Below are 12,754 nucleotides of genomic sequence, written 5' to 3'. Positions count from 1 at the left end.
ATCTTTCAGCTTTGGAGATGGGCGAGAACCGCCTCGATCAGATCAGCCGCCACCACATCCTGCGGCACATCGCGCGACACCACGGTCACGTCGGCCTCGGCATAGATCGGATAGCGATCGTCGATCAATTTCTGCAATGTGGCCCTTGGATTGGCAGTCTTCAGCAATGGCCGGTTCGACCGGCGCGATACCCTCTGGAACAGCAGGTCGAAATCCGCCTTGAGCCACACTGAAACCGCTGCGGCCTTGACCTGCGCCCGGGTCTCCGCACTGACAAAGGCCCCGCCGCCGGTCGCCAGGATGATATCGCGATCTTTCAGCACCCGAGCGATCACGCGCGCCTCGCCAGCGCGAAACTCAGGCTCCCCACGCTGCTCGAAAATCTCGGGGATCGTCATCTGCGCGGCTTTTTCGATTTCATCGTCGCTGTCGAGAAACGAGCGTCCCAATTGGCCCGCCAGCCGACGCCCCACCGTGGTCTTGCCGGCGCCCATCATTCCGACCAGCACCAAAGGCCGCCCGTCCAGTGCGTCGATAAGGTCTTGGGCACGCGCCTGGCGCTCTGCCGTGTCGGGTCTGCTCACAAGACGCTCCGCATGTGTCTTGAGCGTATCAAGCGGGGTGGACCGCCGCTGTCAAGAAAGACCTGCACTTGTGTCCCCGATACGATGCCTACCAGTTCGAAAGCTTTTGATGCCATATTGAACCAAGAGACTGTTTGGAAATTCGTTCTGGCGAGTCAGATGCGGTGGTTTTCGAGAACCGGAGCGCAACGTACTTTGGTACGTGAGCACCGGAAGCGCAGACCCGAAGGGCCGCGCAAGCGAAAACCACCGCAGATGGCCGCCAGAGTAGAATTTACAAATAGTCTCGTAATGTTGCCGTCGGGATTGCCATGCCCACTCTCATTCGTCTGATTATCACACTCCTGTTCCTGGCTGGACTGGTCTATGCGGGCATGTTCGTGCTGGTGGCTTTCGTCGAGCCCAGGCCCAAGGAAGTCACCATCCGCATCCCGGCGCGCGAGCTGCTCAACGAAAGCGCGCCCGCGCTGCCCGGCGGCACAGCCCCGGCCGAGCCGCCCTCGCTGGTCACGCCGGCCCCGCCCGTTGATGTCCCCGCGGCCACCGGCCCCGCAGCCAACATTCCCGTCGAATGAGCGGCGGCCACCTGATCTCGGCATTCCTCGAAATGATGAGCGCCGAACGCGGCGCCGCCAAGAACACCATTGAGGCCTATCAGCGGGACCTCGCCGATTATTCGGGCTTCCTGCTCGGCCATCAGCAGACCCTGCTCACCGGCGGGCGCGAACATGTCGCCTCCTATCTCGATCACCTCAAGCGCGACGGCCTCTCTGCCGCCTCTTCCGCCCGCCGCCTCTCGGCGATCCGCCAGTTCCACCGCTTCCTCTGCGCCGACGGCATGCGCGGCGACGATCCGACCCGCATCATTGCCAGCCCAAAAGCCCGCCGGCCCCTGCCCAAGGTCCTCAGCATCGCCGAAGTCGACAAGCTCCTGACCACCGCCGAAGCGCAGGCCACTCCCGACGCCTCCCCGCAAAAGCAAGCCGCCGCGCTCCGCCTCTATCTCCTGCTCGAACTGCTCTATGCTACCGGCATGCGCGTCTCCGAACTGGTCAGCCTCAAGCGCTCGGCCGTCATGCGCGACGCCAGCTTCCTCACCATCATCGGCAAGGGCAACAAAGAGCGCGTCGTGCCCGTCAACGACCGCGCTCGGGATGCCATCAAGGTCTATGTCAAAACCCTCGAACCCGGCATCTGGCTGTTTCCCGCCAACAGTGCCGAGGGCTACCTGTCCCGCCAGGTCTTCGCCCGCGATCTCAAAACCCTGGCCATAGACGCTGGCATCAGCCCCAGCCGCGTCGCGCCCCACGTGCTCCGCCATGCCTTTGCCAGCCACCTTCTGCATGGCGGCGCCGATCTGCGCGTGGTGCAGATGCTGCTCGGCCATGCCGATATTTCGACCACCCAGATTTACACCCATGTGCTAGACGAGAAGCTGCGCACCCTTGTGGAAACGCATCATCCCCTCGCGGAGTAGTTTACATGGCCAACCCCATCTGGATCGACCTGACCGCTACCGATACCAATTCGGTCATCATCAACGCCGCCCACATCGTGGGTATTTCCTATGGCCCTCGGCGCGACAATTCGGGCGAGATCATTAACGACCAGGTCATCGTCAACCTGACGGCCGCCATTGCGCCCTATGGCGCCTCGGTTCACATCACGGAAACTGTGGATGAACTGCGCTCAGCCATCGCCGACGCCACCCATAAGGCCAGATAAGGCAACCCCATCCTTGACTCCCCGTTGCTCCCTCGCCACTTTGCGGCCACTTTAGGGCGCAACAGCAGCGGCCCTCATGGACGGGTCGCGTATCAAGACCCAAAACGGGCAGGTAGATGCAGTCTTATCTCGATTTCGAAAAGCCGGTCGCTGAGCTTGAGGGCAAGATCGCCGAACTCAAGGCCCTTGCCACGACCGATCAGGCCGTCAGCATCGACGAGGAAGTCAACCGCCTCTCCGCGCGCGCCGATGAGGCGCTGGTCGATATCTACAAGCGCCTGACGCCCTGGCAGAAGACCCAGGTCGCCCGTCATCCACAGCGCCCCCATTTTTCCGATTACATCGCCGGGCTGATCACCGAATGGGCGCCCCTAGCCGGCGACCGCAAATTCGCCGAGGACTCCGCCATCCAGGCCGGCCTTGGCCGCTTCAATGGCCAGTCCATCGCCATTCTGGGCCAGGAAAAGGGCAATTCCACCGAAAGCCGCCTGCGCCATAACTTCGGCATGGCCCGTCCCGAAGGCTATCGCAAGGCCGTCCGCATCATGGACATGGCCGATCGCTTCAATATTCCGCTGGTATCGTTCGTTGACACCGCCGGCGCCTACCCCGGCATCGGCGCCGAGGAACGCGGCCAGGCCGAGGCCATCGCGCGCTCGACTGAAAAATCATTGGAACTGGGTGTGCCGAACCTCGCCATCATCATCGGCGAGGGCGGCTCCGGCGGCGCCATCGCCATCGCCACCACCAATCGCGTGCTGATGCTCGAACACGCCATCTATTCGGTGATCTCGCCCGAGGGCGGCGCCTCGATCCTGTGGAAAGACGCGGCCCGCGCGCAGGACGCCGCCACCAATATGAAGATTACCGCCACCGACCTGCTCGGTTTCGGCGTCATCGACGGCATCATCCCCGAGCCCTCGGGCGGCGCGCATCGCCAACCCCAATTCGTCATGGACGCCACCCGCAGCGCCATCGCGACGTTTCTCTCCGACTTCGCCGGTAAGGGCCGTCTGGAAACCCGCGAACACCGCCGCGAAAAGTTTTTGGCGATCGGGACGACGTTTTAGGTCTGAGGCTGAGGCTGAGGCTGAGGCTGACCCTGACATAGAAGGGCACCCCCTCCCAGCCTCCCCCATCAAGGGGGAGGTGCCGTTCCGTGGGTTGAACTCTATCGAGCCAAACGAGTGGAGAGAAACCTCCCCCTTGATGGGGGAGGTAAGAGGGGGTGTTCTCCGTTAGCCACAAAGCCCCCAACCGCAAAAAAAGCGGAGCCAAAGCCCCGCCTTCCTAACTTCACTCAACCCAGTCTTATTGCGCCGGCGCCGCATCGCCCTGCGATTCAGTCGCCGCCGGGTCAGTCTGCGCCGCCACTGCAGCCGCCAGCGCGGCGTCCGGAATATCGATCTTCACCCCGTCCATCAGCTTGGCGACCACGCCGTCAAACGTGCTCATCAGCAACTGCTGCTGCAACTGGCCGCCGATCTGCTCGATCGGGGGCGCGGAGGACTCGCGCTTTTCTTCAAGCTTGATGATGTGCCAGCCGAACTGGGATTCCACCGGCGCCGAAATCTGGCCCACATCGGTCAGCGCGAACGCCGCGTCCTCGAACGGGCCAACCATCATGCCCTTGGAGAAAAAGCCCAGGTCGCCGCCATTGGCCGCGCCCGGATCGATCGACTTTTCCTTGGCGATGGCAGCAAAATCGCCGCCGGCCTTGAGTTCGGCCTCGATGGCGTCGGCCTCTTCCTTGGTCTTGACCAGGATGTGGCTGGCGTGGATTTCCTGGGCCGGCTTGAAGGCAGCGACATACTCGGCGTACTTGGCGCGCACGGCGTCTTCGGTGACCGTATTGGCGATCGCATCGGAGAAATAGACGCGGCGCAGGGCGCGTTCCTTGAGATAATCGAGGCGCTGCTGGAACAGCGGCGTGCTATCCATGCCGGCATCCTTGGCGGCCTTGGACATCACTTTCATATCAATCAGGACACGCACCAGGAAGGCGCGCTGCTCTGCCGGCGGCATCTGGCTGAGTTCCTGCGCCAGGTCTTCGGACGCGAAGGAAAGGTCAGCCTCGGTGATGGTATCGTCGCCAACCGTGGCAACCACATCTTCGGGCTTGGGCGCGACCGGAGCGGCCGCAGGAGCAGCCGGCGCATCGGTGGCAGCCGGGGCCGCGGGGGCGGCGTCCTGCGCCATGACCGGGGCAATCGCCACGCTCGCCAGGACCAGCGCCAGCATGCTGACGGTCTGGGCGAGGCGTTTGGAAGTATTCGACATCAAAGCATTCTCCTTGCCGGCACCCTGCTGGGGCGCCGATGCTCGTTATGGCCCGCGTCGCGGCGGCACCCGGTTTTGGCGACAGGCGGCGGAACAGATCGCGCCGTCGGCCTGCCCCTCGCACGGTAACGGGGCCAAAATGTGCCAGACCGGGTCAATCAGCCGTCATTGCGGCCAGAAAAAACCAGCCTGGCCGGACCATTTCCGGGAGGGCGGCGAAGATGTCGCCCATTTCGGCGACGTTGACAAGACAAGGCCTCGCTCTTACATCAACAGCGCATTTGACGACCATGAGCGATAGAGCCGGACCGCAATTCCGGCGCGATCATGGGCAACAGACATTCGGAGCGCGGACCGCTCCACCATCGCGCTGATGAGGCTGACCTCCATGGCCGCAAAACCGCCCATAGACTATGGCTTCTCACCGCAGCGATGAGCATCAAAAGGACCTGACATATGGCACTAGCAGCGCTTGCCCGGAGGATTTTCGGTTCTCCGTCGGACCGGCATGTGAAGCGCTTCCACGCCAAGGTCGCCGCGATCAACGCGCTTGAGCCTGAGCTGGAAAAGCTTTCCGATGACGCGTTGAAGGCACGGACGGCCGTATTCAAGGATCAGCTCGCCAAAGGCGCCGATCTCGATGATTTGATCGTGCCCGCTTTTGCCACCGTGCGCGAAGCATCCAAGCGCGTGCTCGGCATGCGCCATTTTGACGTGCAGCTCATCGGCGGCATGGTGATGAACGACCGCGGCATCGCCGAGATGCGCACCGGCGAGGGCAAGACCCTGGTGGCGACGCTGCCGATGTATCTCAATGCGCTGACCGGCAATGGCGCGCACCTGGTGACCGTCAACGATTACCTGGTCCGGCGCGACGCGGCCTGGATGGGCCAGATCTACAACTTCCTGGGCCTGTCCTGGGGCGTGATCGTGCATGGCCTGACCGATGCCGAGCGCAAGGCCGCCTACGCCGCCGACATCACCTATGCGACCAATAATGAGCTGGGCTTCGATTACCTGCGCGACAACATGAAGTATACGCGCGCCCAGATGGTGCAGCGCGGCCATGCCTACGGCATCGTCGACGAAGTGGACTCGATCCTCATTGACGAGGCGCGCACGCCGCTGATCATTTCGGGACCGTCCGACGATCGCAGCGAGCTTTACACCACCCTCGACGCGCTTATGCCGATCATCGGCGACGACGATTTCGAGCTGGACGAAAAGCAGCGCGCCGCCACCTTCACCGATGCCGGCGTCGAGAAGCTGGAAGCCGCGCTCACCGACAGCGGCCTGATGAAATCGGGCTCGCTCTACGACATCGAAAACGTCGCTCTGGTGCACCACGCCAATTCGGCCCTGCGCGCCCATAAGCTGTTCCGCAAGGACAAGGACTATATCGTCCGCCAGACTCCCGAAGGCGGCGAAGTCGTCATCATCGACGAGTTCAGTGGCCGCATGATGCCGGGCCGCCGCTATTCCGAGGGCCTGCACCAGGCGCTGGAAGCCAAGGAACACGTCAAGATCCAGCCGGAAAACCAGACGCTGGCCTCGATCACCTTCCAGAACTATTTCCGCCTCTACAAGAAGCTGGCCGGCATGACCGGTACCGCAGCGACCGAAGCCGAAGAGTTCGCCGACATCTACAAGCTCGACGTCGTCACTGTGCCCACCAACGTGGCTGTACAGCGCCAGGATGACGAAGACGCCATTTTCCGCACCGCCGCCGAAAAGTTCGACGCCATCGCCGATCTGATCAAGCAGTGCCAGGATCGTGGCCAGCCCGTGCTGGTCGGCACCACCTCGATTGAAAAATCGGAAATGCTGGCCGAGCTGCTGCGCAAGAAGAATGTTGGCGAGATGAACGTGCTCAACGCGCGCCATCACGAGCAGGAAGCCCATATCGTGGCCGACGCCGGCCTGCCCGGCGCCATCACCATTGCCACCAACATGGCCGGCCGTGGTACCGACATCCAGCTCGGCGGCAATCTTGAAATGCGCATCGAGCGCGAGACCGAAGGTCTTGAGGGCGCTGACCGCGACGCCAAGATCGCCGACATCAAGGCGACCATCGCCACCAACAAGGCCAAGGCGATCGCCGCCGGCGGCCTGATGGTGATCGGCACCGAGCGCCATGAATCACGCCGCATCGACAACCAGCTGCGTGGCCGTTCCGGCCGCCAGGGCGATCCGGGCCACTCGGCCTTCTTCCTGAGCCTTCAGGACGACCTGATGCGCATTTTCCCGGTCGACAGCATGGATTCCATGCTCGGCAAGCTCGGCCTCGAGCAGGGCGAGAGCATCACCCATCCCTGGGTCACCAAGGCCATCGAGCGCGCCCAGGGCAAGGTCGAAAGCCGCAACTTCGATATCCGCAAGAACATCCTCAAATACGACGACGTGATGAACGATCAGCGCAAGGTGATCTTCGAGCAGCGCATCGAAATGATGGATGCCGAGGACGTCAGCGACACCGTCAAGGACATGCGTCACTATGTGGTGGAGGCTATCGTCGCCAAATCCATTCCGCCGCGCTCCTATCCCGAGCAGTGGAACATCGAGCAGCTGACCGCCGCCGCCAAGACCTATCTGAACGTCGATGCCCCGATCGAAGCTTGGGCCTCCGAAGAGGGCATCGAGCAGGAAACCGTCGAGGAGCGCCTCCTCGACCTGGCCAATGCCGGCGCCGCCGCCAAGGCCGCGCAGTATTCGCCAGAGATCATGCGCCAGGTGGAAAAGTCCATCCTGCTGCAGTCGATCGATGGCCTGTGGCGCGAGCATCTGGTGACGCTTGATCACCTCTCCAAGGTGGTCGGCTGGCGCGGCATCGCCCAGCGCGATCCGCTCAACGAATACAAGCAGGAATCCTTCGAACTGTTCGAGGCGCTGCTGACCAATCTGCGCGAATTGGTGACCACCCAGCTCAGCCATATCCAGCTGCAAATCCGCCAGCCCGAACCGCTGCCCACTCCCGACCTGTCGCGCCTCAGCGAAGTCCATATCGACCCGACCACGGGCGAAAACGACGCGGAAACCGACGTCACCGGCACCGTGCCGGGCCCCGGTTTTGCCGCCGGCGCCTTCGCCGATGGCAGCCAGGACGAGAGCGATGCCGACCGGAGCCTGCGCCCGATCGACCCGGCTCTGCTGGTGGGCGTATCACGCAACGCCCCCTGCCCCTGCGGGTCAGGCAAGAAGTTCAAGCACTGCCACGGCGCGTTCTAGAACGCCGCCGCCAACAAACAAAAGGCCCGGACGCAAGTCCGGGCTTTCTCATTTGCGCTCGCCCACAATTCGGCCAGCACCCACAAATCTCCTCCCACCCACCAGCCTTCCCGCGGATCAAGTCCGCGGGAAGAACAGTGAGTTGTGCGTAATAGTGCCGGCGATTACCACCAGAGTGACTGAGCGCTATCGCCTCAACATCCCACCCGCAGTTCCGCATATCCCGTCATCCCGTCCGCCCCGGACGACACCACCGCCAGCGTGCATTGCGTCCCCTTGAGGATGGCATTGCCGCCGGCCGTAATAATGGTGCCGTCGGTGAACGACACATAGGTCGCCGCCACTTCGGTGACCGAGACGACTGCCGGCGTGCCGCAGATCGGGTAGCTGTCGCCATTGGCGACAAGGAAGCGCTTGCCCTGCGGAATGCAGTCCGTCTGCGGCCCGGTCGAGGCGGCTGTGGCGCCCGCCGCCGGCGCCGCAGTCCCGCTAGTGCTCGCCTGCCCGCGCCAGTTCTGTTCGAGAATACCCAGCCGGTTGCTGAGGTCCTGCAGCGTGTCGCTGGCCGGCACCGCAATATCGCCCGGGCGCTGCTGCTGGCTGAACAATTGCAGGCTGACGCGGATCTGGGCGATGTCGGTGGCGACCCGGTTCAGGTCGCGCTGGGTTTCGGCATAGACCCAGGCGGACGTCGCAATGGCGGCGACAGCCACAAGGCCCACGGCGAAAACCAGCAGGCGCGCCGATTGCGCTGGCTTGGTTTGCCGGGTTTCAGGCTCGCCAATATCCGATTTCGACACACCCGGCAGTGCCCACTTCTCGTCCAAAGCGATAGTCTCCATTGCAGGTGCCGACCTTGGGCGGAACGCGGTCGGCTTCGAACAGGTCAAAACCCTGTTTGAGATTCTTCCAGAAATCCAGCCACGGCTGCGGCTGCAACTGCGCCATGGCGGCGTCGCTGAGCACGAAGGGCAGCGCCTGGATATCGACCGCCGCCTGTCCACCCAGGAGCGCAGCCTCCACAATAGCATAGATCTGGTCGACATTAGGATCACCCACCGCATAACAGCCGACCGACGAGCAGCCGCCATGCACCATCAGGGCCGATCCGGTGCGGTCGAGACTCTGATCATAAGCATTGGGAAAGCCCAAATTGAACGCCAGGTGGTGGCGCGAATTGGGGTTTAGCTGCTTGAGGCCCACCCGGTAGAAGCCCTCGGGCGCCTGGTTGTCGCCCTCGCGCAATTTGGGCCCGAGCCGCCCGGAATAATTGCAGATGTCATAGGCTCGAAAGAGCCCGAACCTGCGGCCGTCGCCCTGCATCCAAACTTCGAGCCGCTTCTCCTGCTTGAAGATGCGAATGAAGGCGGGATCGCCCAGCGCGAACCCGGCCGTATGCAGATCGGCGACCAGCACGCTGCGGTCGTATGCGGGTTCGATCTGTGGTGTGGACGGTGATGGCGGCGCGGGCATGTGGTTCACCAGAAGCGGCAGTCCAATTCCAAGGATCGCCAGCGCGACGAGCCCGAGCAGAACGGATTGTATCGGTCTGCGCTCGCCCATGCCTTGCTCCTGCGTCATTCAGGATGTGTGGGAAGATGATGCCGGAAAGATGGCTGCCTAGGGAAGTGGCGATGGTTCCAGAGCCGCCGCATTGGGGCTAGCCCTCACCCCCTCCCTCCTCCCCCATCAAGGGGGAGGTGTTTCTCCACTCTCGGGGCATCGATCCAGTTCAACCCACTGGCAGACACCTCCCCCTTGTTGGGGGAGGCTGGAGGGGGTGAAGGCTAGCCCCGATCGGCCCTTGGACGCCACCTATCTGCCTAGAGCCTTAGCTCCGCACCAGTGCCGGCATAGGCACCGGAGCCGGCTGCCCGGTGATCACTGGCGCAACATCCTGCTGGCCACCAAACATCGAGCCGATCCCGCCGAAAAGGCCGCCCACGGCACCCGTCACCGCTTCACCGCGCGCCTTGATGGCGGCTTCGGATGCCGCCTGCTGCTCGGCGCTCTGGATATGGTTGGCCACCGCCGCTTCATCGGCCGCCTGCTTGGCCAGCAGCGCCGCACTCGCTGTCACCACGGGGCACGCCCCCATGGCGTCCAGCGGGCCGCTCGTCGCCGCGTTGAAAATATACTGCCGCTCGCACACGTCCCAGGTCGGCGGCGCCTTGTTCAGTTCGAACAGGTCATAGCCTTCCTTGATGTCCTTCCAGAACGGCATGTTGGGGTCCGACGCATGGGCGGCGAGATTCGCCGCGGTCATGCGAAACGGAAACAGCTGCAGCTGGAAGCTGGGATTGCCGCCCTTGAAGCTTTCGCGCGCCAGCGTGTAAATCTCCGCAATACCTTCATCGGTCATGGCGTAGCAGCCACGCGACGAGCAATCGCCATGCATCATCAGATCGCTGCCGGTACGGCCCCACGAGCGGTCGAACTTGTTGGGAAAGCCGGTATTGAACGCCAGGTAGTAGTTGGACTTCGGGTTCATCAGGCCGGGCGTGATGTTGTAAAAACCTTCGGGGCTCTGGCGGTCCCCTTCCTTGACCTTAGGGCCCAAGCCCCCGGAGAAGGCGCAAATCTGATAGGTCTTGAGCAAGCGATATTGGCCTGCGGTGCTGCGTTTCCAGACCTCGACGACGCTTTCTTCCTTGAACAGGCGCACCACCATGCCCTCGCCGGGCGTGGAGCCGATGGCTTTGATGGCCGACACCAGGCCGCTGTTGAGCGGCTGGTTCTGGCGATTGTCGCCTTTGACCAGGCCGCCACAGGCAGCCAGGGCAAAGCCAACCCCGGCGATGATGAGGATCGTTGCAAGCTTGTGCAAAAGGGACGAGTTCAAGGTAATTGCAGCCCGATAGTGAAAGAGTTGGTTTACCTCTACGCCGCCTTGGTTAGCAGAGGATGAGAACTCGTGGTTAACCAACAGTTACCATGCTCGCAAAACGCCCGGTAGCCGGGCGATTAACAATTCAATGCCGAATTTTTGATTGCGAAAAGCGTGTGATTTTTCGGCATCGGGACCCTCGCTTGCGCGGCGGGGCATCGTGCATGTGGCAAGTCAATCCCGCCCCATCGGCCTATCGTCCCCTCCCCTCAAGGGGGAGGGGAGCCGACGCTCAGCGATCTGCCCCATCTCTCCCTCTTATCCTCGCCCCCAAAACCCACGCTATTCTACCCCCACATCACCCACACCAGCGGGCCGCGACGAACGGTCCGTGGGGAGCAGATGGGGAGCACGGGGTCGCCCAGGCTCAGGCGTGGGTCGCTGACCACCAGCCGGATGACGGCTCGGACCATGGCTGCCGCCTTGGCAGATGGCGCCGGGCCGGAGCATCCAATCCGAAAGGGCGGCTGCTCGATGCGCGCGCCAAAAGTCCCATCGTTATGCGGCGAGACGCTGTCTCGCTTTGCTACAAAACTCATGAGGCACGTCTCGCCGCATGCCGCCGACTATCACCAACCGCCCGGCAATCCGCGCGGCGCTTTGGCACGTCCCGTCTTGCGAATGCGCTCTCTTTCGGGCACATCGACGGGACCAAAAAAATCCCAGCAAGGCTCGCCCCATGGCCCACCCGGTTTCGCCCCTCGCTCCCAAAACCTATCCGGACCTGCCGCCCATCGCCGGCGTCCGCTTTGCCACCGCCGAAGCCGGGATCAAATACAAGAACCGCACCGACGTTCTGCTGGTCGCCTTCGACGCCGGCACCAGTGTCGCGGGCGTCGTCACCAAGTCGAAATGCTCCTCGGCCGCTGTCGACTGGTGCAAGACCAACCTGCCCGGCGGCACCGCCCGCGCCTTGGTCGTCAACTCCGGCAATGCGAATGCCTTCACGGGCGCCAAGGGCCAGAAATCGGTCGAGCTGACGGCCGATCTGGCCGCCAAGGCCATTGGCTGCACGCCGGACGAAGTCTTTCTCGCCTCCACCGGCGTCATCGGCGAGCCGCTCGACGCCAACAAGTTCGCCGGCGTCCTCGACCAGATGGCAACCCGGCTCGGCGACAGTCCCTGGATGGACCCCGCCAAGGCCATCATGACCACCGACACTTTCGCCAAACTCTCCGGCGCCACGCTCGAATTTGACGGCTCCGAAGTGCGCATCAACGGCATCGCCAAGGGCTCGGGAATGATCGCGCCCGATATGGCCACCATGCTGTCCTTCGTCTTCACCGACATGCCCATCGCCGCTCCCGTGCTGCAGGCGCTCCTCGCCCGCCACGTCCAGACAAGCTTCAACGCCATCACCGTCGATAGCGACACCTCGACCTCCGACACCCTGCTGGCCTTTGCCACCGGCCAGGCACGCGGCGTCACCCCCATCGAAACCCTCGACGATCCCCGCGCCGAAATTTTTGGCGAGGCCCTACGCGACGTGTTGTTCGATCTCGCCATCCAGGTGGTGCGCGACGGCGAAGGCGCCACCAAGCAAGTGTCGATCCATGTCGAAGGCGCCACCTCTGATGCCAGCGCCTTCCGCATCGCCAAGTCGATTGCCGATAGCCCCCTGGTCAAGACCGCCATTGCGGGCGAGGACGCCAATTGGGGCCGCGTCGTCATGGCCGTCGGCAAGGCCGGCGAACCCGCCGATCGCGACCGGCTGTCGATCTGGTTCGGCGACAACCGCCTGGCGCATGAAGGCGAACGCGATGCCGCCTACTCGGAAGAGGCGACTTCGGCCTACATGAAACGCGACGAGATCCGCATCCGTGCCGATATCGGCATCGGCCGCGGCAAGGCGACGGTATGGACTTGCGACCTCACCAAGGAGTATGTCGCGATCAACGGCGATTACCGGAGCTGATGGTTTTGGCTTCCAGGCACCCGGCAAGCATGCTCGCGATCGTGCGCCGCTACGAGGCGGCCGGCTTTCGCGCCTGGCCGGCAGCCGCCGTCCACTATGACGGCACCTGGGTGGTGCGGCTGACCGCCGGCCATCCGG

Annotated in this window: 11 protein-coding genes and 2 pseudogenes; 7 read left to right on the top strand and 6 right to left on the bottom strand. The window is 63.2% G+C overall.

Annotated features, from left to right (window positions below; all coding sequences use genetic code 11):
- Positions 1 to 5: 5 nt before the first annotated feature.
- Entirely contained in the window at positions 6 to 584 is a 579-nt protein-coding gene (locus tag JWP26_RS03725; RefSeq protein ID WP_299723656.1) for a shikimate kinase, read from the bottom strand.
- A 311-nt stretch (positions 585 to 895) separates the two neighbouring features.
- On the opposite strand from JWP26_RS03725, the pseudogene JWP26_RS03720 reads away from it, so the two are divergent.
- From JWP26_RS03720 to JWP26_RS03705, 4 genes and pseudogenes are all read left to right on the top strand, one after another.
- Positions 896 to 1,021, top strand: a pseudogene (locus JWP26_RS03720) (histidine kinase); the annotation flags it as partial.
- A 134-nt stretch (positions 1,022 to 1,155) separates the two neighbouring features.
- Positions 1,156 to 2,061, top strand: coding sequence for a site-specific tyrosine recombinase XerD (locus JWP26_RS03715; protein ID WP_299723653.1), 906 nt, complete (start codon positions 1,156 to 1,158; stop codon positions 2,059 to 2,061).
- Between the two features lie 5 nt (positions 2,062 to 2,066).
- Complete coding sequence (locus tag JWP26_RS03710; protein WP_299723650.1) at positions 2,067 to 2,309, top strand: hypothetical protein; 243 nt, start codon at positions 2,067 to 2,069, stop codon at positions 2,307 to 2,309.
- A gap of 116 nt (positions 2,310 to 2,425) precedes the next feature.
- The gene (locus JWP26_RS03705; protein ID WP_299723647.1) at positions 2,426 to 3,379 is read left to right on the top strand and encodes an acetyl-CoA carboxylase carboxyltransferase subunit alpha; all 954 of its coding nucleotides are present in this window, start codon (positions 2,426 to 2,428) and stop codon (positions 3,377 to 3,379) included.
- A 241-nt stretch (positions 3,380 to 3,620) separates the two neighbouring features.
- Here the strand turns inward: JWP26_RS03705 and JWP26_RS03700 are convergent, their stop codons facing one another.
- Positions 3,621 to 4,589 (bottom strand): peptidylprolyl isomerase, encoded by a 969-nt coding sequence (locus JWP26_RS03700; protein WP_299723644.1) that lies wholly within the window; start codon positions 4,587 to 4,589, stop codon positions 3,621 to 3,623.
- A gap of 456 nt (positions 4,590 to 5,045) precedes the next feature.
- On the opposite strand from JWP26_RS03700, the gene secA reads away from it, so the two are divergent.
- The gene (gene secA / locus JWP26_RS03695) at positions 5,046 to 7,814 is read left to right on the top strand and encodes a preprotein translocase subunit SecA (RefSeq protein ID WP_299723641.1); all 2,769 of its coding nucleotides are present in this window, start codon (positions 5,046 to 5,048) and stop codon (positions 7,812 to 7,814) included.
- A 194-nt stretch (positions 7,815 to 8,008) separates the two neighbouring features.
- Here the strand turns inward: secA and JWP26_RS03690 are convergent, their stop codons facing one another.
- The 4 genes from JWP26_RS03690 to JWP26_RS03675 form a co-directional block, all read right to left on the bottom strand.
- Positions 8,009 to 8,641 carry a hypothetical protein gene (locus JWP26_RS03690; protein WP_299723638.1) on the bottom strand — a complete coding sequence of 211 codons (633 nt, stop codon included), beginning with the start codon at positions 8,639 to 8,641 and terminating at the stop codon, positions 8,009 to 8,011.
- Positions 8,586 to 9,377, bottom strand: coding sequence for a murein L,D-transpeptidase family protein (locus JWP26_RS03685; RefSeq protein ID WP_299723634.1), 792 nt, complete (start codon positions 9,375 to 9,377; stop codon positions 8,586 to 8,588). Before JWP26_RS03685 ends, JWP26_RS03690 begins: the two co-directional genes overlap by 56 nt.
- 268 nt (positions 9,378 to 9,645) lie before the next feature.
- Entirely contained in the window at positions 9,646 to 10,641 is a 996-nt protein-coding gene (locus JWP26_RS03680) for a murein L,D-transpeptidase family protein (protein ID WP_299723631.1), read from the bottom strand.
- A gap of 347 nt (positions 10,642 to 10,988) precedes the next feature.
- Positions 10,989 to 11,114: a hypothetical protein gene (locus JWP26_RS03675; protein ID WP_299723628.1), complete on the bottom strand. Its 126-nt coding sequence runs from the start codon at positions 11,112 to 11,114 to the stop codon at positions 10,989 to 10,991.
- A gap of 266 nt (positions 11,115 to 11,380) precedes the next feature.
- On the opposite strand from JWP26_RS03675, the gene argJ reads away from it, so the two are divergent.
- On the top strand, positions 11,381 to 12,616 hold the full coding sequence (argJ, locus tag JWP26_RS03670; protein WP_299723625.1) for a bifunctional glutamate N-acetyltransferase/amino-acid acetyltransferase ArgJ: 1,236 nt from the start codon (positions 11,381 to 11,383) through the stop codon (positions 12,614 to 12,616).
- Positions 12,616 to 12,754, top strand: a pseudogene (locus JWP26_RS03665) (GNAT family N-acetyltransferase); the annotation flags it as partial. The gene argJ and the pseudogene JWP26_RS03665, both read left to right, overlap by 1 nt.

The sequence above is a fragment of the Devosia sp. genome (assembly GCF_028290435.1).
Taxonomy (GTDB): Bacteria; Pseudomonadota; Alphaproteobacteria; order Rhizobiales; family Devosiaceae; genus Devosia.
This window is presented reverse-complemented; position numbering and strand designations above follow the sequence as displayed.